This is a genomic window from Limimaricola sp. AA108-03, assembly GCF_050847355.1.
In the GTDB taxonomy this organism is placed as follows: Bacteria; Pseudomonadota; Alphaproteobacteria; order Rhodobacterales; family Rhodobacteraceae; genus Limimaricola.
The window spans coordinates 2,918,962-2,942,489 of sequence record NZ_CP193755.1; the positions used below are offsets into that span (position 1 = coordinate 2,918,962).

Below are 23,528 nucleotides of genomic sequence, written 5' to 3' on the forward strand. Positions count from 1 at the left end.
CTCGGACCCTGCAACCGCCCCGTTCCGCTTGTGGACGGGGCGGTTTTCGGTTTGAACCACGGCCATGAGCACGCAAAGCCCCACCACCTGGATCACCATCTGCGACACCTGCAAGCGCGAGGGCTGGGACGAGACCTCCGGCGCGACCGATGGCGAACGCCTCGCCAGCCTCGTCGAGCAGGCGGCCGAGGGCCTGCCGGTGCGCACCCGCCGCACCTCCTGCCTGATGGGCTGCCAGCAGGGCTGCAACGTCGCGGTGCAGGCGGCGGGCAAGCTGAACTACACGCTGGGCCGGTTCGAGGTTTCCGAAGAAGCCGCGCGCGGGATCGTCGACTGGGCGGTGCTGCATGGCGAGAGCGCGACGGGCCAGGTGCCCTACAGGACATGGCCGCAGGCGGTGAAGGGGCATTTCGTGACCCGCCACCCGCCGCTGCCGGACACCGAATGACCGACGCGACCCTGGCGAGCCGCGATCATGGCGGCGGCCTCGACGCGGCGATCGCTCGGCATGGCGGCACGCGCGAGGGCTGGCTCGACCTCTCGACCGGCATCAACCCGGTGCCCTACCCGGTAGGCGCCCTGCCCTTCGACGCCTGGACCGCGCTGCCGGACCGGGCCGCGCAGGACCGGCTGGTCGCCGCCGCGCGCCGGTTCTGGCGGGTGCCGGAAGGCGCCGCGATCCTTGCCGCGCCCGGGGCCTCGGCGCTGATCGCGCGGCTGCCACGCCTCGCGCCGACCGGTGCTGTGCGCATCCCGGGCCCCACCTACAACGAGCACGAGGCGGCCTTTGCCGCCGCCGGCTGGAAGATCACCACCCGCTCGGCCAAGGCACAGGTGGCGGTGCACCCCAACAATCCCGACGGCCGGATCTGGCAGGCCTCGGAGATCACCGCCGGTTTCGCCGTGATCGACGAAAGCTTCTGCGACATCCGCCCCGACGCGTCTCTCGTCGCCCTTGCGGGGCGCCCCGGCACGGTGGTGCTCAAGAGCTTCGGCAAGTTCTGGGGCCTCGCCGGGCTGCGCCTCGGCTTCGCCATCGCCGAGCCCGCGCTGATCGAAGCGCTGGCCGAGAGCCTCGGGCCCTGGCCCGTCTCCGGACCGGCGCTGGCGATCGGGGCGCGGGCGCTCGAGGATCAGGGCTGGGCCCGGACGACACGCGAACGGCTGAGGTCGGACGCGGCGCGGCTCGACGCGATGATGACCGCCCGGGGGGCGAGCGTCGCCGGGGGCACCGACCTGTTCCGCCTCTACGAGGTGGAGGACGCGGCGGCCTGGCAGGAACGGCTGGCCCGCGGCCATGTCTGGAGCCGGATCTTCCCGTGGTCGGCCACGCATCTGCGGCTCGGCCTGCCCGCCCCCGATCGCTGGGGGCAGATCGAGGCCGCGCTGTGAGCCTCTGGCTGCTGATCGCCATGGCGCTCGACGCGGTGTTCGGCGAACCCGAGGAGATCTGGAGCCGTGCGCCGCACCCGGCGGTGCTGATGGGGCGGGTGGTCGGCTGGTTTGATCGCAGCCTCAACACCGGCGGCCCCGCGCGCGGGCGCGGCATGCTGACCTGTGCGGCGCTGGTGTTCGGCGCCTATTCGCTGGGCGAGGCGCTGGCCGCCCTGCCCGGCCCCTTTGCCGAGATCCTCGTCCCGGCGATCCTGCTCGCGCAGCGCAGCCTCGTCGATCACGTTCGCGCCGTGGCCACCGGCCTACGGCAATCGCTCGCCGAGGGGCGCCGCGCGGTTTCGATGATCGTCGGGCGCGACACGGCGGCGATGGACGAGGCGGCCGTCGCCCGCGCCGCGATCGAGAGCGCCGCCGAAAACCTCTCCGACGGCGTCACCGCCCCGGCCTTCTGGTTCCTGATCGGCGGGCTGCCGGGGCTGCTGATCTACAAGATCGTCAACACAGCCGATTCGATGATCGGCTACCGCACGCCGCGCCACGAGGGCTTCGGCTGGGCCTCGGCCCGGCTCGACGACGTGATGAACTGGATCCCCGCGCGCTTGACCGCGCTGCTGATCTGGCTGGTCTCGGGGCGCCCCGGCCCCTGGCGCGAGATCGCGGCCGATGCCCGGATGCACCGTTCGCCCAATGCCGGCTGGCCCGAGGCGGCGATGGCGCGCGCACTGGGCGTGGCGCTGTCGGGCCCGCGCGCCTATCACGGCCGGATGCAGGACTTTCCATGGGTCCATCCGCAAGGCCTGCGCGAGATCGGCGCGGCGGCGGTCGAGGCTGCCTGCGCCATGCTGTGGAAGGCATGGGCGGCGGGACTTTGCGTGGTGATCGTGCTGGCGTGGACGTGAGTTGCCCCCGCCGGTGGCCGCTGTCAGGCTCCGCCGCGACCCGCAATTGTCAGGACAAACACCCATGCGTCATACCGCCCGTCTCGCCGCCCCGCTGATCCTCGCGGCCCTACCCGCCTTCGCGCAGGCCCAGGAAGCCACCGGCCCCAAGCCGCCCTGCGGCGGCGATTTCGGAGCCTGGGTCGAGGGGGTGAAGGCCGAGGCCGCCGCGATGGGCCATGCGCCCGATACGGTGAACACCTTCTTCTCGGGCGTGCGCCCCGACCAGTCGGTGCTGCAGGCCGACCGCGCGCAGGGCGTGTTCCAGCGCGATTTCATCGACTTCTCGCGCCGGCTGATCTCGGAGAACCGCATCGCCAATGGCCGCGCCAATGCCGAGAAATACGATTCGACCTTCGACCGGATCGAGGCCGAATACGGCGTGCCGCGTGGCGTGCTGCTGGCCTTCTGGGCCTTCGAGACCGATTACGGCGCGGTACAGGGCGACTTCAACACGGTCAACGCGCTGGCGACGCTGGCGCATGACTGCCGCCGCCCGGAACTGTTCCGCCCGCAACTCCTCGCCGCCGTGGAACTCTACGCGCAGGGCGGCATCGACCCCGCCTCGACCACCGGCGCCTGGGCGGGTGAGATCGGTCAGGTGCAGATGCTGCCCGAGGACATCATCGAGAACGGCGTCGACGGTGATGGCGATGGCCGCGTCGATCTCAAGGGCTCGGCCCGCGACGCGCTGCTGTCGGGCGGCAAGATGCTCTCGAGCCTCGGCTGGCGCGCGGGTGAGCCTTGGCTGCAGGAGATCACCGTGCCCGAGACGCTCGACTGGAGCCAGACCGGGCTCGATACGCAACGGCCCGTCTCGGAATGGCAGGCGCTCGGCGTTTCGGCGCGCAATGGCGATCTCGGCGCCGCCGATCTGCCTGCCTCGGTGTTGCTGCCGATGGGCAAGGACGGCCCCGCCTTCCTCGCCTATCCGAACTTCCGGGTCTATTTCGAATGGAACCAGAGCCTCGTCTACGTCACCACTGCCGCCTATTTCGCCAACCGGCTCGAGGGCGCACCTGTCTATGACGCGGGCAACCCGGCCCCCGGCCTTTCGGGCGAGCAGATGGTCCGGTTGCAGGAAAAGCTGCAGGCGCGGGGCCACGACGTGGGCGGCGCCGACGGCATTCTGGGCGAGATGACCCGACAGGCGGTGCAGGCCGAACAGCAGCGACTGGGCCTGCCGGCCGATGCCTGGCCGACCCCGGCGCTGCTCGAGGCGCTCTGAGAGGCGAAGGACCGCCCGGGAACCTTCCAGCGCGGGAAGGGCGTTGCGGGGGCAAGTCTCCAACGAAGGGGAGCCCCCGCGATGGCCCAGGCCCAACTCTACCGCATGTCGATGCCCAAGCATCATTGCCCCTTTGGGCAGAAATCCCTGCACCTTCTTAAATCAAAGGGATACGAAGTCGAGGATCACGAACTGACCACGCGCGAGGCGACCGACGCCTTCATGCGCGAGCACGACGTGAAGACGACGCCTCAAGCCTTCATCGATGGCGAGCGCATCGGTGGCTATGACGATCTGCGCGCGCATTTCGACATGAAGCCCGCCAAGCCCGAGGGCACGACCTATCAACCGGTGATCGCAATCTTCGGCATGGGGCTGGCGCTCGCCATCGCGGTGACATGGGTGGCGCTGGGCAGCTTCCTCGCGTGGCAGATCATCGGCTGGTTCATCTCGATCTCGATGTGCCTGCTGGCGCTGCAGAAGCTGCGTGACGTGGAGAGTTTCACCAACGGGTTTCTCAACTACGACCTGCTGGCGCAGCGCTGGGTGCCCTATGCCTATGTCTATCCTTGGGCCGAGGGGATCGCAGGGGTATTGATGACGGCGCTGCTGCTGACCTGGTTCTCGGCGCCGCTGGCGCTGTTCATCGGCACGGTCGGCGCGATCTCGGTGATCAAGGCCGTCTGGATCGACAAGCGCGAGCTGAAGTGCGCCTGCGTCGGCGGCGACAGCAACGTGCCTCTGGGGTTCATCTCGCTCACCGAGAACGTGATGATGGCCGGGATGGGCCTGTGGATGCTGGTCGGGCTGCTGCTCTGAGCCTTTACAATTCCGCAGCCGATGCACATTATATCGGCCATACGGTAGCGATCGGTCGATGATGTCTCATCCCTGATCAGGGCCCCGCAGAGTTGCCGCTCTGCGGGGTTTCTCTTTGCCGGGATTACCTCCCGACCCAGAGACGGACGGCAGTCAGCACCAGCGTTGCCACTGCGACGACCACCATCCACTTACGGTAGCTGGCTTCGGTCAATGCATATCACCTCCCCTCGCCGCGAAGTGTCGCGGCAGGAGGAAGTCTTGCCAAATACGGCGAATTATCTCAAGTGTTCTTGTTTGGTTCTTCAATCACGAGTTGCTTCGTCCTAGAAGCAACCTGTCAGGCGACCATCTGCTCGGCCTTGCGCAGATCCACCGACACGAGCTGGCTCACGCCCTGTTCGCCCATGGTGACTCCGTAGAGCCGGTCCATCCGCGCCATCGTCACCGCGTGGTGGGTGATGATCAGGAAACGGGTGTCGGTGCGGCGGGTCATCTCGTCGAGCAGGTCGCAGAACCGGGTGACGTTGGCGTCGTCGAGCGGTGCGTCGACCTCGTCGAGCACGCAGATCGGCGCCGGATTAGCGAGGAACACCGCGAAGATCAGCGCCAGCGCGGTCAAGGTCTGTTCGCCACCCGACAGCAGCGACAGCACCGAGAGCTTCTTGCCCGGGGGCTGGCACAGGATCTCGAGCCCGGCTTCGAGCGGGTCGTCGCTCTCGACCAGGGTCAGCCGCGCCTCGCCGCCGCCGAACAGATGCGTGAACAGCGTGCCGAAGTTCTCGTTGACCTGTGAGAAGGCCGCAAGCAGCCGCTCGCGCCCCTCGCGGTTGAGGCTGCCGATGCCCTGACGCAGCGTACGGATCGCCTCTTCGAGATCGGCCTTCTCGGCGACGAGGCCGTCATGCTCGGTGCGGATCGCCTCGGCATCCTCCTCGGCGCGCAGGTTGACCGAGCCCAGCGCGTCGCGCTGACGGCGCAGCTGCGCGACCTTGGCCTCGACCTCCTCGGTGGGCGGCGGCGCCAGCGCGCCGATCTCCAGCGTTTCGAACAGCGCCTCGGGCGTGGTCTCCAGCGTCTCCTCGATCCGTTCCGCCGCCTGGGTCGCGGCGGCGCGGGCGGCCTCGGCGCGTGCCTCGGAGGCGGCGCGACGCTCGCGTGCCTCGGAGGCGGCGCGCTCAGCGGCGCGTTCGGCGGCCTGCGCATCCGAAAGCGCGCCCTCGGCCGTGCGCAGCGCCTCGGCGGCTGCGTCGCGCCGCGCCTCGGCCTCGGCAATGCCCGCATCCAGCGTGCGCCGCTCGGCAAAGATCGCCTCGGGCCGCTCGCGGGCGCGCTCCAGCTCCGCCTCGGTCTCGCTACGGCGCGCGGTCAACTCGCCGACCCGGCCCCGCGCGGTCTCGGCGCGCTCGCGCCAGCCTTCGAGCTCGCGCGCCACCGCTTCGGCGCGCCGCGCCCGGGCCTCGCCGTTGCGGCGGATCTCGTCGGCTTCGGAGCGGCGGGTGATCATGGTGATCCGCGCCGCCTCGACCAACTGGCGGCCCTGTTCCACGGCCTCGCGCGCCGCGTCGAGATCATCGAGATCGCGCAGCCCGGCCTCGGCCTCGACCAGCGCCTCGCGTCCGGCGCGGCCCTCGGCCTCATGCCGGCCCATCGCCTCGCTCGCGGCATCGCGGCGGGTCTGGGCACGGCCCTTCTCGCCCTCGGCGCGGCTGAGCGCGCGCGCGGCCTCGGAAAGCGCCGTCTCGGCCGCGCGGCGGGTGCTGCGGGCGCGGGCATCGACCTCCTTCGCGCGCTCCAGCGCGGCCGCCGCGTCGGCATGGCGCTCGGTCAGCTCTTCCAGCTTGGCCTCGATCACCTCCAACTCGCCGCGAAGCGCCGCGAGTCGGTTCATCTGCTCCAGCCGCAGCGCCGCCGCCGAGGGCGCGTCCTCGGCCCCGGCGCGGTAGCCGTCCCAGCGCCACAGATCGCCCTCGCGGCTGACCAGGCGCTGGCCGGGCTTCAGGCAGCCCTGCAGCGCCGCGCCCCGATCCCGCGCGACCACGCCGACCTGCGCCAGCCGGCGCCCCAGCAGGCCCGGTGCATGGACGAGGCCCGCCAAAGGCTCGGCGTCCTCGGGCAGCGGCTGGTCGGCGTCGTAACCGGGCAGCTCGGCCCAGCCGGTCGTGCCGCGTGCATCGACCAAGGGGGCCTTCAACTCGTCGCCCAGCGCCGCGCCCAGCGCCTTTTCGAAGCCCGGCTCGACCCTCAGCAGGTCGAGAAGCTGCTGGCCCTTGTCGTCGCTGCGCTCGACCAGGCGCGCCAGACCGGCAACCTCGGCGCGCAGTGCCTTGGCCTCGCCCTCGACGCCGGCGCGGGCGGCCCGCGCCTCGGCCTCGTCGGATTGCGCCTGCGCGCGCTCCGTCTCGGCCCGGGCCAGATCGGCCTCGGCGGCCTCGGCCGCGACCTTCGCCTGCATCTCGGCCTCGACGGCCGCAGCCAGCACGGTTTCGGCCTGTGACGCGGCGGTGCCTGCGGCGTCGAGCTGGGCCTTCGCCTGCGTCGCCGCCTCGGCGCTCTTGGCGATGCGGGCCCGGGCCTCCGCCACCAGCCGCTGCGCCGATTGATGCCGCGCCGCGAGCCGGGCGGTGTCCTCGGTGCGCTGGCCTTGGGCGTGCTCTGCCTCGGACAGGATCTCGCCCGCCTCGCGGGCCACCGCCTCGACCTGCGCCAGCCGCGCCTCGTGCCCCTGCCCGGCCTGTGCCAGCTCCGCCGCCTCGGCCTCGAGCGCGCGCATCGTCTCGCCCGCGTCGCGGTCGAGCACGCTTTCGCGCTCCATGTCGCGGTCAAGCTGTTCGATCCGCGCACCAAGGGCCCGGATCGCCCCCCGCGCCCGCTTTTCCTGATCGAGCAGCCGATCCCGCTCGGCCTCCTGGCGGTTCAGCACGGCAGCGGCGATCGTCGCCTCCTCGCGCAGGGGCGGCAACGCGGCCTCGGCGGCGGCGCGCGCCTCGACCGCGCGGGCAGCGAGCCCGTCGGCCCGGGCCGCGGCCTGCGCCATCTCGCGCAGTTCTTCCTCAGCGGCGCGGCGCATCGTTTCGGAGGCGTTCCAGCGCAGCCACAACAGCAGGCCCTCGGCCGCGCGCAGCGCCGTGCCGATCTCGCGGTAGCGCGCCGCCGTGCGGGCCTGCCGCGCCAGCGTCGCGAGCTGCGCCGCCTGGCTTTCGACCACGTCGTCGACGCGGGACAGGTTCTGCTCGGCCCCGCGCAGCTTCAGCTCGGCCTCGTGGCGGCGCTGGTACAGGCCGGAGATGCCCGCCGCCTCTTCGAGGATGCGGCGACGCGCGGTCGGCTTGGCGTTGATCAGCTCAGAGATCTGGCCCTGCCGCACGAGGGCGGGCGATTGCGAGCCGGTCGAGGCGTCGGCGAAGAGCATCTGCACGTCGCGGGCGCGGACTTCCTTGCCGTTGAGCCGGTAGGCCGAACCGAGATCGCGGGTGATGCGGCGCACGATCTCCAGCGTGTCGGAATCGTTGAAGGCGGCGGGCGCGAGCCGTTCGCCATTGTCGATGGAGAGCGTCACCTCGGCGTGGTTGCGCGCGGGACGGGTCGCGGCGCCAGCGAAGATCACGTCCTCCATGCCGCCGCCGCGCATCGCGGTGGGGCGGTTCTCGCCCATCACCCAGCGCAGCGCCTCCAGCAGGTTCGACTTGCCGCAGCCATTGGGCCCGACCACGCCGGTCAGCCCGTCATCGATCACCAGATCGGTCGGGTCGACGAAGCTCTTGAAGCCGTTCAGCCGCAGCCGGGAGAATCGCATGAAAGCCGCCCTCGTTCGCGCTCGTGGTCGCGCGCCTATGCGGGAAAGGGGGGCGCGAAGTCAACGCGCGCGGCCCTTTGCGCGCGGGGTTCCGCCGCGTTTCGCCCGCAACGGCCGAGCCGTTCGACCAAGGCTTGGCGCTTGACGCGGGGCGGTGCGACAGCGCAGAACGAAGGTGCAAGGTTCCCCGATGCGACGCGAAGCGCCCGAGGGGAGGAAATCGGGAATGCGGAAGGGGCCGATCCAGTCAGGAGGCCCCCGGCCGCAGCCGCCCCCGCGACTGTAAGCGGTGAGCGCCCCTTCGAAGCCACTGGGAGAGATCCCGGGAAGGTGGAGGGATGCCACGACCCGCGAGCCAGGAGACCGGCCCTGCACGATGAAACCCAGGACCCCGTCGGGTGGACGGGACAGGAGAACTGACATGACGACCAAGACCATCGCTTCCTCGGGCGCGCTTTCCGAGATCGCCACCATCGCCTTCGCCGCCGTGTTCGGCCTCGGGCTGATCTTCGCCGCGGGCTTCAGCCACGCCGGCGGCATGCATGACGTGGCCCATGATTCGCGCCACGCCACCGGCTTTCCCTGCCACTGATCGCACGATCATGCTGAAACAGATCGGGGCCAGCGCATTGTTCGCCGGCCTGGCCGCAGGCGTGTTCGCCGCACTCCTGCAGCTGTGGTTCGTCGTGCCCCTCCTGATGGAAGCCGAGCTCTACGAGTCCGGCGCGCGGGCGCATTTCACGGATGGGCATATCGGCTCGGATGCCGGGGCGCCGCCGCTGGGCGACGCCATGGGGCGCCATATGGGCACGCTCGCCATCAACATTATCGGCTGGATCGGCTTCGGCTTCGTGCTGGCGGCGGGCTTCGCGCTCGCGGCCCGGCGCGGCGTCGAGGTGGATGCGCGGCGCGGGCTGTTGTGGGGGCTCGGCGGGTTCGTGGCGCTGTCGCTGGCGCCGGCCTTCGGGCTGCCGCCGGAACTGCCGGGCACCTTTGCCGCCGAGATCGGCGAGCGCCAGACCTGGTGGGCCTTTTGCGTGATCGCGACCGCGCTGGGCCTCGCGCTGATGGCCTTCGGTCGCGGCCCCGCCTGGCTCGCTGGCGGGGTGGCGCTGATCGCCGTGCCGCATCTGATCGGCGCGCCGCATCTCGACCGCTACTTCGGCAGCGCCGCACCGGAGCTGGCTGCCATGTTCTCGGCGCGCGCGCTCGGGGTCTCGGCCGCTGCCTGGGCGTTCCTCGGTCTCGCTGCCGGCTGGATCTGGTCGCGCGAGGCCTAGCCCGGAATGCGCCCCACCAGCCGGTGCCTGAGCCCGCCCAGCGGCCGCGCATCGGTGATGTCGCCGCCGGGCGCCTCGGCATAGAGATCGGCAAGAACACGGATCTCGGCCGCTTGCGTGGCCGGGTCCACCCCGGAGAAGAGATAGGCCGTCTTGCCCGCCCCCCGGATCGACAGGGCTACGGGCGAATGGCACAGATTGAGACAATCGACGAGGCGCAGCACGCAGCCCTCGCGCAGACCCTCGGCCACCGCCTCGGCCAGCGCCGCGCCACGTGGCGCCTGCCCCGGCGCAGCGCAGGTCGCGCAGATCGTGATGCAGTCCATTTCCACCCCCGGTGCTTTGGCACCGACCAGTAACGGATGACCCCGATGCCCGCAAAGATCCCCGCCACCGTCGTCACCGGCTTTCTCGGCGCCGGAAAGACCACGCTGATCCGTCACCTGCTCGAGAACGCGCGCGGAAAGCGCATCGCGCTCGTGATCAACGAATTCGGCGATCTCGGCGTCGATGGTGGCATCCTCAAGGGCTGCGGCATCGAGAGCTGCCGCGACGAGGACGTGGTCGAGCTGTCGAATGGCTGCATCTGCTGCACCGTGGCGGACGACTTCATCCCGACCATGGAAAAGCTCCTCGACCGCGACGAGCCGGTCGACCACATCGTGATCGAAACCTCCGGCCTCGCGCTGCCGCAGCCGCTGATCCGCGCCTTCAACTGGCCCGGCATCTCGACCCGCGTGACCGTCGACGGCGTCGTCACCGTGGTCGACGGCAAGGCGGTGGCCGAGGGCCGCTTTGCCCACGACATCGCCGCGATCGACGCCCAGCGCGCCGCCGATGACGGGCTCGACCACGAGACGCCGCTGTCGGAGCTGTTCGAGGACCAGATCGCCGCCGCCGACATGATCGTCGTCAACAAGACCGACCTCCTGGGCGCGGAGGAAGCCGAGGCGCTGGCCGCGAAGCTCAAATCCGAGGCCCGCACCGGCGTGCAGGTGGTGCGCGCGGCGATGGGCGCGCTGCCCGTCGAGGTGCTGCTCGGACAGGGGGCCGCGGCCGAGGCCGACATGGAGGCGCGCCACGAGGTGCATCACCACCATGATCACGACGACGAGCACGACGATCACCACGACGCCGCGCACCATCACGGCCATGACGAGTTCGAGAGCTTCGTGGTGACGCGGCCCGAGGTAACCGATCCGAAGGCCTTTGCCGCGCAGGTCGCCGAGGTGATCCGCGCGCATGACATCCTGCGGCTCAAGGGTTTCGTCGCGGTGACGGGCAAGCCGATGCGGCTGACGCTGCAGGCGGTGGGTCCGCGCGTCGACACCCATTTCGACCGTCCCTTCGGTGCCGACCCCCGCGAGACCCGGCTGGTGGTGATCGGCGAGGCAGGGCTCGACCGCGCGGCGATCGAGGCCGCGCTGGCGGCGTGAGCGTCACCGTGAAACGGGCGCGCGCGACCGATCCCGGTCCGCGCGCGCTGGTCGAGGCGAGCCAGGCGCTGATGCGCTCTCTCTACCCGCCCGAGGAAAACCACTTCCTGCCGATCGAGGCGCTCGACGCCGCCGATATCCGCTTCTTCGCGGCCTACGAGGACGACGCGCCGCTGGGCTGCGGCGCGCTTCACGTGAAACCGGGCTATGGCGAGCTGAAATCGGTCTTCGTGGCCGAGGCGGCGCGTAGTCGCGGCGTGGGCGCCTTGCTCCTCGACCGGCTGGAGCGGACGGCCCGCGACGAGGCGCTGCCGCTTATCCGGCTGGAGACGGGCGACAAGCTGGCCGCCGCCCATCGTCTCTATGCAAGGCACGGCTTCGCCGTGCGGGGCCCGTTCGGCGATTACGCTGAGAACGGGTCGAGCGTCTTCATGGAGAAGCGGCTGTGACTTCAGCCCTTGGGCTCGGGCGCCTTCCCGGCGGCCTTCTTAGCCGCTTCCTTCATGCGCTTGAGCAGGTCGGCCTTGTCGTCGCGCTTGTCATAGGGGGTCTTCTCGGTACCGCGCTCGTTGTGCTCGCGGTGCTTGGGCGCGTTGCGGCCCTGACGAGGCCCGCCCGACTTGCTGTAATCCATCATCCGCTCCTGTAACTGGGGGGTGCCGTTCCCTGCCCCAACGCGCGGGGCTTCGCAAGCGTTCACGAAAGGGCCGCCATGCATCTTCTCGCCGCCACGCCGGGCACCGTCTCCGACGGCACCGAGGCCGTCGATCTCGGCCAGACGCCCGGCGACCTCGTCGTCATCTCCGCCGCCGACACCGAGCTCGCCGCGCTGAGCGCGGCGCGGGCCTCGATGCCCGACGCGCCCGATCTGCGGCTGGCGAGCCTGATGCATCTGCAGCATCCGATGTCGGTGGACCTGCATCTCGACGACTGCGCGACGAGATCGCGCCTCGTCGTGGCGCGCGTGCTCGGCGGCGCAGGCTACTGGAAATACGGGCTGGTGCAATACGCCGCGCGGCTGGCCGAGGCGGGCGTGCCCTTCGCCGCCCTGCCCGGCGACGACAAGCCCGACCCCGAGCTGCGCGAGCTGTCAACCGTGAAACCTGCGGATTACGACGCGCTGTGGTCCTACCTCGTCGAGGGCGGCCCCGAGAATGCGACCGCATTCCTCGCCCATGCGAAGCACATGCTCGACGGCACCGAGCCGCCACAGGCCGCCCGCCCGCTGCTGCGCGCCGGTCTCTACTGGCCCGGCCTCGGCATCGCCGATCTCGACCGGCTGCGCGAGGCCTGGGCCGAAAATGCCCCGGTGGTGCCGGTCGTATTCTACCGGGCGCTGCTGCAAGGCGCGCAGCTGGCGCCGATCGACCGGCTGGTGCGGGCCCTGCTGCGGGCCGGGCTGAACCCGATGCCGGTCTTCGTGGCCTCGCTCAAGGACCCGGTCTCGCGCGACACGCTGACCGGGCTGATGGAGGCCGCGCCGCCTTCGATGATCCTCAACGCCACCTCCTTCGCGACCGGAGGCGCGAGCGCGGGCGACGCCTCGGCCCCCAACCCGCTCGCCACCCCGGCGGCCAACGAGGCCCCGGTATTCCAGATCGTGCTCTCGGCCAGCAGCGAGGAGGTCTGGGAAGAAGGGCTGACCGGTCTCTCGGCGCGCGACATCGCGATGAACGTGGCGCTGCCGGAGGTCGACGGACGGATCCTGAGTCGAGCCATCGGCTTCAAGGGCGAGGCTTTCTTCGACGAGGCGACCCAATGCCGCGTCGCCACCTACCAGCCCCGCGCGGACCGGATCACCTTCGTGGCCGCGCTGGCAGCAGCCTGGGCAAGGCTGCGCGCCACGCCCGCCTGCGATCGCAAGGTGGCGCTGGTGCTGGCCAACTACCCCAACAAGGACGGACGGCTGGCCAACGGCGTCGGCCTCGACACCCCCGCCGCCACGGTGCACGCGCTGCGGCTGATGCAGGGGGCGGGCTATGCCGTCGAGGACGCGCCCGAGGACGCGCAGGCGCTGATGGACCGGCTGATGGCGGGCCCGACCAACTGGCTGACGGACCGCGCGACGCGCGAGGGGGGCGAGGTGCTGCCGCTCGAAGAGTACGAGCGCCATTTCGCGGAACTCCCCTGGGCCGCCAAGCAGCAGATCCTCGACCGTTGGGGGCCGCCGGGCGACGATCCTTTCATCTTTCCCCAAATACGCAATTCCGACGGCGGGCCCGGGCGCGGCTTCGCCCTGTCGCTGCACCGGTTCGGCAATGCGGTGGTCGGGCTGCAGCCCGCGCGGGGCTACAACATCGACCCGACCGAGACCTACCACTCGCCCGATCTCGTCCCGCCCCACCACTACCTCGCCTTCCATTTCTGGCTGCGCCATCACTGGGGCGCGGATGCGGTGGTGCATATGGGCAAGCACGGCAATCTCGAATGGCTGCCGGGCAAGGCGGTGGCGTTGTCGGAGACCTGCTGGCCCGAGATCGCGCTCGGCGCGACCCCGCACCTCTACCCGTTCATCGTTAACGATCCCGGCGAGGGCACGCAGGCCAAGCGGCGCGCGCAGGCGGTGGTGATCGATCACCTGACCCCGCCTCTGACCCGCGCCGAAAGCTACGGTCCCTTGCGCGATCTCGAAGCGCTGGTGGACGAATATTACGAGGCCGCGGGCGTCGATCCGCGCCGCATCACCCATCTGCGCCGCGAGATTCTGAGCCTCGCCGAGACCACCGGTCTGGCCTCGGATGCCGGGTTCTCGGGACAGGCCGACACCGATCTCGCCAAGCTCGACGCGTGGCTGTGCGAGCTGAAGGAGGCGCAGATCCGCGACGGGCTGCACGTGTTCGGGCAAAGCCCCGAGGGACGGCAGGAACGCGACCTCGCCATCGCCTTGGCAAGGGTACCGCGCGGCACGGGCGCGGCCTCGATCCTGCGCGCGCTGGCCGATGATCTATGCTTGGGCTTCGACCCGCTCGACTGCGACATGACGGCAAGCTGGACTGGCCCGCGCCCCGACGCGCTCTCGGGCGAGGGCAAGTGGCGCAGCGCGGGCGACACGGTGGAGCGGCTGGAGGAGCTGTGCCAGCGCCTGCTCGACGGCAAGGCCCCTGCCCCCGGCCCCGCCTCCGCCGCCGTGCTGGGAGAGATCGAGACGAAGCTCCGCCCCGCCATCGCCGCCTGCGGCCCGGCTGAAGGCGCTGGCCTGCTCACCGGTCTCGATGGCCGCGCCGTGGCGCCCGGCCCGTCGGGCGCGCCGACGCGCGGGCGGCCCGACGTGTTGCCGACGGGGCGCAACTTCTTCTCCGTCGACGCGCGCGCAGTTCCGACGCCCACGGCTTGGGCGCTGGGCTGGAAATCGGCGAACCTGCTGATCGAAAAGCACCTGCAGGACCATGGCGACTGGCCGCGCAGCATGCTGGTCACCGCTTGGGGCACCGCCAACATGCGCACGGGCGGCGACGACATCGCGCAGGCGCTGGCCCTGATGGGCGTGAAGCCCACATGGGACAGCGCCAATCGCCGCGTCACCGGTTTCGAGGTGCTTCCCGAGGGCGTGCTGGGACGGCCCCGCGTCGACGTGACCTTGCGCATCTCGGGCTTCTTCCGCGACGCCTTCCCGCAGCTGGTGGCCCTGGTCGACAGCGCGTCCCGCGCCGTGCAGGCGCTCGACGAGCCCGAGGAGACCAACCCGGCCGCGGCGCGGGTGCGCGCGGGCGAGAGCGCGGCGCGGGTCTATGGCTCGAAGCCCGGCGCTTACGGGGCCGGCCTTCAGGCCCTGATCGACGAGCGGATCTGGTCGGAGCGCGCCGATCTCGGCGCCGCCTATCTCGATTGGGGCGGCTATGCCTATGGCGCGGGACAGGAGGGCGCGGCCGACCGCGACGGGTTCGCCGCAAGGCTCGGACAGGTCGAGGCCATCGTGCAGAACCAGGACAACCGCGAGCACGACATCCTCGATTCGGACGATTACTACCAGTTCGAGGGCGGCGCGGCGGCGGCCGTCGCGAGCCTTCAGGGCCGCGAGCGTCCGATCTATCACAACGACCATTCGCGTCCCGAGCGCCCGGTCATCCGCAGCCTCGACGAAGAGATCGCCCGCGTCGTGCGAAGCCGCGTGGTGAACCCGAAATGGATCGATGGCGTGAAGCGCCACGGCTACAAGGGCGCCTTCGAGATCGCGGCGACGGTCGACTACCTCTTCGCCTTCGCCGCCACCACGCGCGCGGTGAAGAACCACCATTTCGACCTCGTCGAAGAGGCGGTGCTAGCCGACGAGGACACGCGCGACTTCATCGCCGAGCACAACCCGCCAGCGCTCAGGGAGATCGCCGAGCGGCTGCAGGAGGCGATCGACCGAGGGCTGTGGCAGCCGCGCTCGAACTCGGCCCGCGCCCGGATCGAGGCGCTGCGGTGAGCGAGGCGCTTGAGGAACGACTGGTCGGGATCATCCGCGCCACGCCGGAGCTCATGGCCGCCTTCCGTGCGGCTCGCGCGCTCGACCTGCCCGATTGGTGGGTCGTCTCTGGCGCGCTCTACGGCGCGGTGTGGAATGCGCTCACCGGGCGGCCGGCGCTGCACGGGGTCAAGGATATCGACCTGTTCTATTTCGACCCCGACACGAGCTGGGCGGCCGAGGACCGCGTGATCCGCCGCGCCGCGGCGTTCTTCGCCCCCGCGCCGCCGGTCGAGATCCGCAACCAGGCGCGGGTGCCGCTGTGGTACCGCGAACGGTTCGGCCATGCCTGTCCGGATTACGCGTCGAGCCGCGAAGGGATCGACCACTTCGTGACGCGCACGCATTGCGTCGGCATGCGGCTGCGCCCCGATGACGGCTTCGACATCTATGCGCCCCATGGCCTCGAAAACGTCTTCGCGATGCGGGTCGTGCCGAACCCGATCCTGCCGAACCGCGCGACGCACGAGGCCAAGGCGACACGGCAGAAGGCATGCTGGCCCGAGCTGACGATCGAGCCATGGCCGGAGACCCCGCAAGCTCGATATCCCGCATCCCCGCTCCAGACCGAGAGCCGCCCAAGCCGCCCGGAGGCCACATGATCGTCAATCTCGTCGTCCTGCTTGCCTGCCAACTCGCGGGCGAGATCGCGGCAAGGGGCCTCGGCCTGCCCGTGCCCGGCCCGGTGATCGGCATGGCGCTGCTCTTCGCGGCGCTGATCCTGCGCCCCGCTCTGGCCGAGCGGATCGCCCCGACGACCTCGGCGCTGCTCGCGCATCTGTCGCTGCTGTTCGTGCCGGCCGGTGTCGGCGTGGTCGGGCATCTCGACACGCTGGGCCGCGACGGCGTGGCGCTGATCGCGGCGCTGCTGCTCTCAACCGTCGCGGCGATCCTCGCAGGCGTCTACGTGTTCCTCGCCGTGGCGCGGCTCAGCGGGGCCTCGGAATGACCCCTGCCGATCCCGCCGAAATCTGGACCTATCTGCGCCAGGACCCGCTGTTGTGGCTGACCGCGACGCTGGTGGCCTATGGCTTGGGCGATCTGGCGTTCCGTCGCGCCGGGCGCAGGCCGCTGGTGAACCCGGTGCTGGTCGCGGTGGCGCTGCTGGCGCTGCTGCTGCGCGTCACCGGCACGCCCTATCAAAGTTATTTCGAGGGCGCGCAGTTCGTGCATTTCATGCTCGGCCCTGCAACTGTCGCACTGGCCGTGCCCCTTTATGCCAATCTCAGGCTCATCCGCTCGGCCCTCTGGCCGATGCTGGCAGCGCTGGCGGCGGGTTCGGTCACCGCGCTGGTCACGGCGGTGGCCATCGGCGCGGCCTTCGGGCTCAGGGGCGAGACGCTGTTGTCGCTGGCGCCGAAATCGGTGACCGCACCCGTGGCGCTCGGCGTGTCCGAGACGATCGGCGGCGCGCCGAACCTGACGGCGGTACTGGTGATCATCACCGGCATCACCGGTGCCGTCGTCGCGACGCCGCTCTTGAACCTGTTCCGGATCCGCGACTGGCGCGCGCGCGGCCTCGCCGTGGGCGTGGCGGCGCATGGCATCGGCACCGCGCGGGCGTTCCAGGTCAACGAGACGGCGGGCGCCTTCGCGGGCATAGGCATGGGGCTGAACGCGCTGCTGACGGCGTTGATCGCGCCGCTGCTCGCGCCCTGGCTGGTCGTCTGGCTGACCGGCTGACGGGTTGCGGAGCGACCGGCTCTGGCGCAGTCTGTCGCCCCGAAGAGGAGCCATGTGATGACCGACGACACCGACCGCCACGCAATGAAGATGGCCAAGAAGAAGGCCGCGCGCGACAAGATCATGGCCACCAAGACCGACGAGAAGGGTCTCGTGATCGTCCATACCGGCAAGGGCAAGGGCAAGTCTTCGGCCGCCTTCGGGATGATCTTCCGCTGCATCGCGCACGAGATGCAATGCGCCGTGGTGCAGTTCATCAAGGGCGGCATGTCCACCGGCGAGCGCGACCTGATCCTCGAGCGTTTCTCGGATGTCTGCCAGTTCCACACCATGGGCGAGGGCTTCACCTGGGAGACGCAGGACCGCACCCGCGACACCGAGATGGCGCAGGCGGCCTGGGAAAAGGCCAAGGAGCTGATCCGCGACCCGGAAAACCGCATGGTGCTGCTCGACGAGATCAACATCGCGCTGCGCTACGAATATCTCGACATCAAGGAGGTCGTGACCTTCCTGCGCGAGGAAAAGCCGCGCATGACCCATGTCGTGCTCACCGGGCGCAACGCGCATGAGGACCTGATCAAGGCCGCGGACCTGGTGACCGAGATGGAACTGGTGAAGCACCCGTTCCGCTCGGGCATCAAGGCGCAGATCGGCGTCGAGTTCTAGCGCGCCACGGAGCGGCGTTCGATCAGCCGCTTCAGCTCGGCCACCACCCGGTCCTCGCTCACCGGCTTGGACAGAACCTGGGCCTCGGGGAACTCCTGCTTGAGCTCCTCGCCGTCGACATTGCCGGTGACGAACAGCAGCGGCACCCCCAGGCCCGCGAGATCGCGCGCCAGTGGCAGGCTCGATTCCGAGCCGAGCCGGACGTCGAGCACCGCCGCATCGGGCCGGCTCGACACCGCCTTCTGCGCCTCGTCGAGCCGGGTATAGGGCCCCTCGACCAGCGCCCCCTGTTCGCCCAGCGCCATTTCGAGCGAAATCGCGATCAGGAACTCGTCCTCGACCACCATCACCCGGCGACCGTCGAGCTGTCCTTCGCCATGGGTCGCCCGTTCGCTCTCGGCGACGTCGTGGCCCACCGGCAATTCGATGACGCAGACCACGCCCGTCTCGGCGAAATCGATCCGCACCTCGCCTTCCTCGGCGCGCAGGATCGAGCGCAGCAGGGTCGAACCGAACCCCCTTTGCGCCGGCGGCGAGACGCGCGGCCCGCCGGTTTCGCGCCAGACGACCTGTGCCCGCCCCGGTGCGAGCCGCGAGACATTGACCGACACCCGCCCCTCGCCGGTGCTGAGCGCGCCGTACTTGATCGCGTTGGTGGTCAGCTCATAGAGCGCCAGCGACAGGCTCTCGGCGATCTTCGGCGCCAGCGTCGCGTCGGTGGCGCCGCTGACCGAAAAACGATCCGGCTCGGGCGCGAAGGGCGAGACGGCGCTGTTGATCACGTCCCAGATCCTGAGCGCACTCTCCGACAGCTGCACCGTCAGCGCATGGCTGCGCGACAGCGCCTCCATCCGGCCCAGCAGGCTGCGTTCGAGATCGGCCACGCTGCTCGCGCGCCGCGCCGACATCCGCACCATGCCCTGCAGAACCGACAGCATGTTGCGGGTGCGGTGGTTCAGCTCGGAGGTGACGAGACGCAGGCGCTCCTCGGCTTCCTTGCTCTCGGTGATGTCGAGGACATGGCCGATGATCCGCTCGTGCCCGTTATGCGGATCGACCACGTGGCGGCCATGGGCGGCGATCCAGCGCAGCTTGCCGTCGGCGCGCAGGATCCGGCAGTCGAAGGACCAGTTGCGTTTTTCGGCCAGCGCCGTGCCATAGGCCTCGTCGACCCGGGCCCGGTCTTCCTCCACCACATGGGACAGGAAATCCTCGTAGCTCCAGGACGGAAGCTGCTTGTCGTAGCCGAAGATCTGATCGTGACGCAGGCTGCGCCAGGCCTTGCCGGTCGTCACGTCGAGATCCCAGACACCGATTTCGCCCACGGCCAGAACCAGCCGCAGATGATCAGCGCCAGCTGTCAGATCCGTTACGTCTTCCATTCCCGCTGTCGGTCTCTCGCTACTCATCATTCCGACCTATATGTCGGGGTATTGCAATTGAACCGCAAGTTGTTGGTGGTTCGCATTTCGTGCGCCGCCGTACCAAGCCTGAATCGGCCTCAATCCAGCACCTGCCCGGTCGAGAGCGCCGCCGGATCGACCCGCAGCTCGATCACCGCCGGACGCCCGCTCTCGCGCGCCCGCTCGAAGGCCGCCGGGAAATCGGCGTCCCGCTCCACCACCTCGCCATGCCCGCCATAGGCCCGCGCGAACTCCGCGAAATCGGGATTGGCCAGCGCCGTGCCGGAGACGCGGCCGGGAAAATGCCGCTCCTGATGCATGCGGATCGTGCCATAGCGGCCGTTGTTGACGACGATCACGATCGGCGCCGCGCCATGCTGCAGCGCCGTCGACATCTCGTTCAGCGTCATCTGGAAGCAGCCATCGCCCGCGAGGCAGACCACCGCGCGCCCCGGATGCGCCAGCGCCGCCGCGATCGCCGCCGGAAAGCCGTATCCCATCGAGCCCGACGTCGGTGCGAGTTGGGTCCGGAACCCCTTGAACCGGAAATAGCGATGCAGCCAGCCCGCGTAGTTGCCGGCACCATTGGTCAGGATCGCGTCCTCGGGCAGGTTCTCCGAAAGCCAGCCGATGACCCGTTCCAGCTTCACCGCGCCGGGGGTCTCCTTCGGCGCGAGCCAGCCCTCGTAATCCGCGCGCGCGTCCCGGGTCCAGCCGGACCAGTCGGCGCCGCAGGGATCGAGCGCGGCCAGCGCCGAGATCATCGCGGGCGCCGGAGCCACGGCCGCCAGCTCGGGTCGCCAGACCCGGCCGATCTCGTCCGGATCGGAATGGACATGGATCAGCGTCTTGTCGTCGCCCGCGGGGCTGAGCAGCGTATAGCCCTGCGTCTCGATATCCCCCAGTCGCGTGCCGATCGCGAGAATGGCGTCGGCCGTGCGGACGCGCTCGGCGAGCCTTGGATTCACCCCGACATTCAGATCCCCGGCATAGTGGGAATGGCGGTTGTCCATGTAGTCCTGCCGCCGGAACCCCGCCGCCACGGGCAGGCCCTGATTTTCGGCGAAGCGGGCCAGATCGGCGGCGGCGGCCTGCGACCAATGCGGCCCGCCCACCACCACGAGCGGGCGTTCGGCCCGGGCCAGTCGCGCCATGATCCGCCCCGCCGCCCCCGAGAGATCGGGCGCCAGCCGCTCCGGCGCGGGTCCGAGATCCGGTGTCTCCGCATGTCCCGAGAGCACGTCCTCGGGCAGCGCCAGCACCACCGGGCCGGGGCGGCCCGACATCGCAACCTCGAAGGCGCGACCGACATATTCGGGAATGCGCGCGGTGTCGTCGATCTCGGCCACCCATTTGGCGAGGCCGCCGAACATGGCGCGGTAATCCACCTCCTGGAACGCCTCGCGGTCGCGGTCGCTCCGCGCGATCTGCCCCACGAAGAGCACCATCGGCGTGCTGTCCTGCCGCGCCACATGCACCCCGGCAGAGGCGTTGGTGGCGCCGGGGCCGCGCGTGACGAAGGCGACGCCGGGCCGGCCAGTCAGCTTGCCATGCGCCTCGGCCATCATCGCCGCCCCGCCCTCGTGGCGGCAGACCACGTTGGCGATGGCGCCGTCATGCAGCCCGTCGAGCACGGCGAGAAAGCTTTCGCCCGGCACCGAGAACACCCGCTCGACCCCCAGCCTCGAAAGCTGCTCCACCAGAATCCGTCCGCCGTGCCGCATCATCGCCTCCCCCGTTGCGGGGCCGAACATGACCGCCCCGAGGCTGGCGGGCAAGGTGGCGCGGATCGGTCGGTCAGAGGCTCGCCTCGGGGCGGAAGCCCTCGGGAATGCGGTCGGTGCCTTCCAGCACCAGATCGGCCAGGACCTCGCCCACCAGCGGCGCGAGGCCGAAGCCGATCTTGAACCCGCCATTGGCGATGAAGGCGTTCTCGCGAAATGGATGCGGGCCCAGCATCGGCGCGCGGGAGCGGGTCCGCGGCCGAACCCCGGCCCAGCGCTCCACCACCTCGGCCTCGGCCAGCGCCGGACAGAGCCCACGCGCCCGCGCTACCAGCGCGTCGAGCTGCGCATCGGTGGCGGCGCCGTCGTCGTAGTCGCGCTCCGAGGTCGAGCCGATCCCTACCGTGCCATCAGCATGCGGCACCGCGTGCAGCCCGTCGGCAAAGATCTGCGGCGCGTCGCTCGCATCGAAACCACGCGGCCGCAACAGCGCCGCCTGCCCCTTCACGCCGGTCCCCGCCGCCTTGCCCGCCAGTGCCGACATCTCGTCTAGCCCGGCAACGCCGGTGGCCCAGATCACCGGCCCCTCGGGCAAACCCTCGCGCGTGATCTCGCCGCCCAGCACCTCGAGCGCGCGCGCCAGCGCCAGCGTCGCATGGCGCGGATGCAGCCGCGCGGTGAGCGTGTCATGCACCAGCCGCCCCGAGGGGCTGGCGGGCGTCCAGTCGCCCCCCGGCGCCGCGATCACGCGCCATTCCGCTCGGCCCTGCCACAGATCATCGGCGCCGCGCGCCCGCTCCTCGGCCCGCGCCACCGCCGCCGCATCGGCCAGCGGTTGCAGCCGACCGGTGCGGGCATAACCGGGATCGGCGCCGGACAGCCGGGCGATGTCGGCCCAGTAATCCTCGGCCATCAGGAGCGCCTCCAGCTGGAACGCCTTCTTCTCGTTCCATTGCTCCGGCACGTGCGGGGCCAGCGCGCCGACGATGCCACCGGAGGCGCCCGCCGCCGGGCCGTGGGGATCGATCACCCGTACATGCGCCCCGCGCCGGGCGCAGGCCACCGCGACCGCGAGCCCCCAGGCCCCGGCGCCCATCACCGTCAGATCCACGCTTGCCATCGCCCACCGCCCCCGTCATCACGAGGCCGCAACCTAGGGCAGACGCGCATGAACGACCAGCGGGCGGAGATCGACTGGCGGGACGACCGGGTGCCGGTCTCGACCCGTTTCGACGATCCCTATTTCTCGATCCATGACGGGCTCGCCGAGACCCGCCACGTCTTTCTGGCGGGCAATGGCCTGCCGGAGCGCTTCGGCGGCGATTTCCGGATCATGGAGACCGGCTTCGGCACCGGGCTCAACTTCCTCACCGCATGGGAGGCGTGGGAGATGGCGGGCGGGCGCGGCACGCTGCGTTTCACCAGCTTCGAGGCCTTTCCGATGTCGCCCGCCGACACCGCCCGGGCCCTGACCGCCTTCCCGGCCCTCGCGGCGCGCGCCGATTGGCTCGTCGCGGCGCTGGAGAGCGGGCCGGGGCCGCATCGCTTCGGGGAGGCGGTCACGCTCGAAATCGTCGTGGGCGACGCGCGCGAGACGCTGCCGCGACAGGACGGCCGCGCCGATGCCTGGTTTCTCGACGGCTTCGCCCCCGCCAAGAACCCCGAGCTTTGGGGCGAGGCGCTCCTGGCCGAGGTGGCGTCGCATACCGCCCCGGGCGGCACGCTGGCCAGCTATACCGCCGCGGGCCATGTGCGCCGGGCGCTGGCGGCGGCCGGGCTCGAGGTCGAGCGGGCGCCGGGCTACGGGCGCAAGCGCCACATGACCATCGCCAGAAAGCCCGCCTGATGCGCAACGACAACCGCCTCGGCATCCTGCTGATGACGATCACCACCTTCGTCTTCGCGATGCAGGACGGGATCTCGCGCTATCTGGCCGAGCATTACAGCGTCTTCATGGTGGTGATGATCCGCTACTGGTTCTTCGCCGCCTTCGTCATCGCCATCGCGCGGCGGCAGAAGGGCTCGATCCGCGCTGCCGCGAACACATCGCAGCCGCTCCTGCAGATCGGGCGCGGGCTGCTGCTCGCGGGCGAAATCTGCGTCATGGTGATCGGTTTCGTGCATCTGGGTCTGGTCGAGAGCCACGCGATCTTCGCGGTCTACCCGCTGCTGATCGCGGCGCTGTCGGGGCCGGTGCTGAGCGAAAGCGTCGGCTGGCGGCGCTGGGTCGCCATCGGCATCGGTTTCGTCGGCGTGCTGGTGATCCTGCAGCCCGGTCTCGGGGTCTTCGCGCCGGCGGCCCTGTTCCCGCTGGTGGCGGCGGTGATGTTCGCGCTCTACGGGCTGCTCACCCGCTACGTCGCGCGGCGCGACACGGCGGCGACGAGCTTTTTCTGGACCGGCGTGACCGGGGCCGTGCTGATGACCGTCATCGGCCTGCCCAACTGGGAGCCGATGCAGGGCTGGGACTGGGCCGTGATGGCGCTTTTGTGCGTGACCGGCGCGGGCGGGCATTTCCTGCTGATCAAGACCTACGAGGTGGCCGAGGCCGGCGCGGTGCAGCCCTTCGCCTATCTGCAGTTGCCTTTCGCGGCGTCGCTGGGGCTCTTGGCCTTTGGCGAGACGCTTGCGCCCAACGTGGCGTTGGGCGCCGCGATCGTGGTGGGCGCGGGCGTGTTCACGCTGATCCGCACCCACCGCAAGGCGGCCTAGA

General features: G+C 70.5%; 22 protein-coding genes and 1 riboswitch. Of the genes, 16 read left to right on the top strand and 6 right to left on the bottom strand.

The window, feature by feature from the left end; all coding sequences use genetic code 11:
- The first annotated feature begins 64 nt into the window (after positions 1 to 64).
- The 5 genes from ACRAQ3_RS14225 (at position 65) to ACRAQ3_RS14245 (ending at position 4,380) form a co-directional block, all read left to right on the top strand.
- Positions 65 to 448: a DUF1636 domain-containing protein gene (locus ACRAQ3_RS14225; protein ID WP_269397511.1), complete on the top strand. Its 384-nt coding sequence runs from the start codon at positions 65 to 67 to the stop codon at positions 446 to 448.
- Positions 445 to 1,392, top strand: coding sequence for a threonine-phosphate decarboxylase (locus tag ACRAQ3_RS14230; RefSeq protein WP_432255056.1), 948 nt, complete (start codon positions 445 to 447; stop codon positions 1,390 to 1,392). Before ACRAQ3_RS14225 ends, ACRAQ3_RS14230 begins: the two co-directional genes overlap by 4 nt.
- A gap of 20 nt (positions 1,393 to 1,412) precedes the next feature.
- Positions 1,413 to 2,294 carry an adenosylcobinamide-phosphate synthase CbiB gene (gene cbiB / locus ACRAQ3_RS14235; RefSeq protein WP_432256299.1) on the top strand — a complete coding sequence of 294 codons (882 nt, stop codon included), beginning with the start codon at positions 1,413 to 1,415 and terminating at the stop codon, positions 2,292 to 2,294.
- 64 nt (positions 2,295 to 2,358) lie between these two features.
- Positions 2,359 to 3,561, top strand: coding sequence for a lytic murein transglycosylase (locus ACRAQ3_RS14240; protein ID WP_432255057.1), 1,203 nt, complete (start codon positions 2,359 to 2,361; stop codon positions 3,559 to 3,561).
- A gap of 81 nt (positions 3,562 to 3,642) precedes the next feature.
- The gene (locus ACRAQ3_RS14245) at positions 3,643 to 4,380 is read left to right on the top strand and encodes a MauE/DoxX family redox-associated membrane protein (protein ID WP_432255058.1); all 738 of its coding nucleotides are present in this window, start codon (positions 3,643 to 3,645) and stop codon (positions 4,378 to 4,380) included.
- 340 nt (positions 4,381 to 4,720) lie between these two features.
- On the opposite strand, the gene ACRAQ3_RS14250 is transcribed toward ACRAQ3_RS14245, so the two are convergent.
- The gene (locus ACRAQ3_RS14250) at positions 4,721 to 8,176 is read right to left on the bottom strand and encodes a chromosome segregation SMC family protein (protein WP_432255059.1); all 3,456 of its coding nucleotides are present in this window, start codon (positions 8,174 to 8,176) and stop codon (positions 4,721 to 4,723) included.
- Positions 8,177 to 8,339: 163 nt separating this feature from the next.
- Positions 8,340 to 8,562, top strand: a riboswitch (cobalamin riboswitch).
- Between the two features lie 35 nt (positions 8,563 to 8,597).
- On the opposite strand from ACRAQ3_RS14250, the gene ACRAQ3_RS14255 reads away from it, so the two are divergent.
- Both ACRAQ3_RS14255 and ACRAQ3_RS14260 read left to right on the top strand, forming a co-directional pair.
- Entirely contained in the window at positions 8,598 to 8,768 is a 171-nt protein-coding gene (locus ACRAQ3_RS14255; RefSeq protein ID WP_432255060.1) for a CbtB domain-containing protein, read from the top strand.
- A gap of 10 nt (positions 8,769 to 8,778) precedes the next feature.
- The gene (locus tag ACRAQ3_RS14260; RefSeq protein WP_432255061.1) at positions 8,779 to 9,456 is read left to right on the top strand and encodes a CbtA family protein; all 678 of its coding nucleotides are present in this window, start codon (positions 8,779 to 8,781) and stop codon (positions 9,454 to 9,456) included.
- On the opposite strand, the gene ACRAQ3_RS14265 is transcribed toward ACRAQ3_RS14260, so the two are convergent.
- Complete coding sequence (locus tag ACRAQ3_RS14265) at positions 9,453 to 9,782, bottom strand: DUF1636 family protein (RefSeq protein WP_269397504.1); 330 nt, start codon at positions 9,780 to 9,782, stop codon at positions 9,453 to 9,455. The genes ACRAQ3_RS14260 and ACRAQ3_RS14265 overlap by 4 nt on opposite strands.
- A 45-nt stretch (positions 9,783 to 9,827) precedes the next feature.
- On the opposite strand from ACRAQ3_RS14265, the gene cobW reads away from it, so the two are divergent.
- Together cobW and ACRAQ3_RS14275 are read left to right on the top strand one after the other, a co-directional pair.
- Complete coding sequence (cobW, locus tag ACRAQ3_RS14270) at positions 9,828 to 10,892, top strand: cobalamin biosynthesis protein CobW (RefSeq protein WP_432255062.1); 1,065 nt, start codon at positions 9,828 to 9,830, stop codon at positions 10,890 to 10,892.
- Positions 10,889 to 11,341, top strand: coding sequence for a GNAT family N-acetyltransferase (locus tag ACRAQ3_RS14275; RefSeq protein ID WP_432255063.1), 453 nt, complete (start codon positions 10,889 to 10,891; stop codon positions 11,339 to 11,341). The genes cobW and ACRAQ3_RS14275 overlap by 4 nt, the downstream gene beginning before the upstream one ends.
- A gap of 2 nt (positions 11,342 to 11,343) precedes the next feature.
- Here the strand turns inward: ACRAQ3_RS14275 and ACRAQ3_RS14280 are convergent, their stop codons facing one another.
- Positions 11,344 to 11,526, bottom strand: coding sequence for a hypothetical protein (locus ACRAQ3_RS14280; protein ID WP_269397501.1), 183 nt, complete (start codon positions 11,524 to 11,526; stop codon positions 11,344 to 11,346).
- Between the two features lie 78 nt (positions 11,527 to 11,604).
- Here ACRAQ3_RS14280 and cobN point away from each other — a divergent pair, with 78 nt between their 5' ends.
- From cobN to cobO, 5 genes are read left to right on the top strand one after another with little or no spacing between them, the layout of a single operon-like run.
- The gene (cobN, locus tag ACRAQ3_RS14285) at positions 11,605 to 15,300 is read left to right on the top strand and encodes a cobaltochelatase subunit CobN (RefSeq protein WP_432255064.1); all 3,696 of its coding nucleotides are present in this window, start codon (positions 11,605 to 11,607) and stop codon (positions 15,298 to 15,300) included.
- Positions 15,297 to 15,941, top strand: a complete 645-nt coding sequence (locus ACRAQ3_RS14290; protein ID WP_432255065.1) for a nucleotidyltransferase family protein — start codon at positions 15,297 to 15,299, stop codon at positions 15,939 to 15,941. Before cobN ends, ACRAQ3_RS14290 begins: the two co-directional genes overlap by 4 nt.
- Positions 15,938 to 16,288, top strand: coding sequence for a CidA/LrgA family protein (locus tag ACRAQ3_RS14295; RefSeq protein ID WP_269397498.1), 351 nt, complete (start codon positions 15,938 to 15,940; stop codon positions 16,286 to 16,288). The genes ACRAQ3_RS14290 and ACRAQ3_RS14295 overlap by 4 nt, the downstream gene beginning before the upstream one ends.
- Entirely contained in the window at positions 16,285 to 17,022 is a 738-nt protein-coding gene (locus ACRAQ3_RS14300; protein WP_432255066.1) for an LrgB family protein, read from the top strand. Before ACRAQ3_RS14295 ends, ACRAQ3_RS14300 begins: the two co-directional genes overlap by 4 nt.
- 57 nt (positions 17,023 to 17,079) lie before the next feature.
- Positions 17,080 to 17,688 (top strand): cob(I)yrinic acid a,c-diamide adenosyltransferase, encoded by a 609-nt coding sequence (gene cobO / locus ACRAQ3_RS14305; RefSeq protein ID WP_432255067.1) that lies wholly within the window; start codon positions 17,080 to 17,082, stop codon positions 17,686 to 17,688.
- Here cobO and ACRAQ3_RS14310 read toward each other — a convergent pair.
- From ACRAQ3_RS14310 to ACRAQ3_RS14320, 3 genes are all read right to left on the bottom strand, one after another.
- Positions 17,685 to 19,070 carry an HWE histidine kinase domain-containing protein gene (locus tag ACRAQ3_RS14310; protein WP_269397495.1) on the bottom strand — a complete coding sequence of 462 codons (1,386 nt, stop codon included), beginning with the start codon at positions 19,068 to 19,070 and terminating at the stop codon, positions 17,685 to 17,687. The two genes, cobO and ACRAQ3_RS14310, sit on opposite strands and share 4 nt — an antisense overlap.
- A gap of 119 nt (positions 19,071 to 19,189) precedes the next feature.
- Positions 19,190 to 20,815: a thiamine pyrophosphate-binding protein gene (locus ACRAQ3_RS14315; protein WP_432256300.1), complete on the bottom strand. Its 1,626-nt coding sequence runs from the start codon at positions 20,813 to 20,815 to the stop codon at positions 19,190 to 19,192.
- 73 nt (positions 20,816 to 20,888) lie between these two features.
- Complete coding sequence (locus ACRAQ3_RS14320) at positions 20,889 to 21,935, bottom strand: NAD(P)/FAD-dependent oxidoreductase (RefSeq protein WP_432255068.1); 1,047 nt, start codon at positions 21,933 to 21,935, stop codon at positions 20,889 to 20,891.
- Positions 21,936 to 21,983: 48 nt separating this feature from the next.
- On the opposite strand from ACRAQ3_RS14320, the gene mnmD reads away from it, so the two are divergent.
- Together mnmD and ACRAQ3_RS14330 are read left to right on the top strand one after the other, a co-directional pair.
- Complete coding sequence (mnmD, locus tag ACRAQ3_RS14325) at positions 21,984 to 22,661, top strand: tRNA (5-methylaminomethyl-2-thiouridine)(34)-methyltransferase MnmD (RefSeq protein WP_432255069.1); 678 nt, start codon at positions 21,984 to 21,986, stop codon at positions 22,659 to 22,661.
- A complete protein-coding gene (locus ACRAQ3_RS14330) occupies positions 22,661 to 23,527 on the top strand; it encodes a DMT family transporter (RefSeq protein ID WP_432255070.1) in 867 nt (288 codons plus the stop codon). Before mnmD ends, ACRAQ3_RS14330 begins: the two co-directional genes overlap by 1 nt.
- The last annotated feature ends 1 nt before the right edge of the window (position 23,528 follow it).

Bases quoted from the DNA above. Each gene is read 5' to 3' on its own strand.
- ACRAQ3_RS14330 (WP_432255070.1), top strand. From the start codon at position 22,661: ATGCGCAACGACAACCGCCTCGGCATCCTGCTGATGACGATCACCACC.
- ACRAQ3_RS14225 (WP_269397511.1), top strand. From the start codon at position 65: ATGAGCACGCAAAGCCCCACCACCTGGATCACCATCTGCGACACCTGC.
- mnmD (WP_432255069.1), top strand. From the start codon at position 21,984: ATGAACGACCAGCGGGCGGAGATCGACTGGCGGGACGACCGGGTGCCG.
- cobO (WP_432255067.1), top strand. From the start codon at position 17,080: ATGACCGACGACACCGACCGCCACGCAATGAAGATGGCCAAGAAGAAG.
- cobN (WP_432255064.1), top strand. From the start codon at position 11,605: ATGCATCTTCTCGCCGCCACGCCGGGCACCGTCTCCGACGGCACCGAG.
- ACRAQ3_RS14245 (WP_432255058.1), top strand. From the start codon at position 3,643: ATGGCCCAGGCCCAACTCTACCGCATGTCGATGCCCAAGCATCATTGC.
- ACRAQ3_RS14255 (WP_432255060.1), top strand. From the start codon at position 8,598: ATGACGACCAAGACCATCGCTTCCTCGGGCGCGCTTTCCGAGATCGCC.
- cobW (WP_432255062.1), top strand. From the start codon at position 9,828: ATGCCCGCAAAGATCCCCGCCACCGTCGTCACCGGCTTTCTCGGCGCC.
- ACRAQ3_RS14280 (WP_269397501.1), bottom strand. From the start codon at position 11,526: ATGGATTACAGCAAGTCGGGCGGGCCTCGTCAGGGCCGCAACGCGCCC.
- ACRAQ3_RS14240 (WP_432255057.1), top strand. From the start codon at position 2,359: ATGCGTCATACCGCCCGTCTCGCCGCCCCGCTGATCCTCGCGGCCCTA.
- ACRAQ3_RS14320 (WP_432255068.1), bottom strand. From the start codon at position 21,935: ATGGCAAGCGTGGATCTGACGGTGATGGGCGCCGGGGCCTGGGGGCTC.
- ACRAQ3_RS14260 (WP_432255061.1), top strand. From the start codon at position 8,779: ATGCTGAAACAGATCGGGGCCAGCGCATTGTTCGCCGGCCTGGCCGCA.
- ACRAQ3_RS14265 (WP_269397504.1), bottom strand. From the start codon at position 9,782: ATGGACTGCATCACGATCTGCGCGACCTGCGCTGCGCCGGGGCAGGCG.
- ACRAQ3_RS14230 (WP_432255056.1), top strand. From the start codon at position 445: ATGACCGACGCGACCCTGGCGAGCCGCGATCATGGCGGCGGCCTCGAC.
- ACRAQ3_RS14250 (WP_432255059.1), bottom strand. From the start codon at position 8,176: ATGCGATTCTCCCGGCTGCGGCTGAACGGCTTCAAGAGCTTCGTCGAC.
- ACRAQ3_RS14295 (WP_269397498.1), top strand. From the start codon at position 15,938: ATGATCGTCAATCTCGTCGTCCTGCTTGCCTGCCAACTCGCGGGCGAG.
- ACRAQ3_RS14300 (WP_432255066.1), top strand. From the start codon at position 16,285: ATGACCCCTGCCGATCCCGCCGAAATCTGGACCTATCTGCGCCAGGAC.
- ACRAQ3_RS14315 (WP_432256300.1), bottom strand. From the start codon at position 20,815: ATGCGGCACGGCGGACGGATTCTGGTGGAGCAGCTTTCGAGGCTGGGG.
- cbiB (WP_432256299.1), top strand. From the start codon at position 1,413: ATGGCGCTCGACGCGGTGTTCGGCGAACCCGAGGAGATCTGGAGCCGT.
- ACRAQ3_RS14310 (WP_269397495.1), bottom strand. From the start codon at position 19,070: ATGGAAGACGTAACGGATCTGACAGCTGGCGCTGATCATCTGCGGCTG.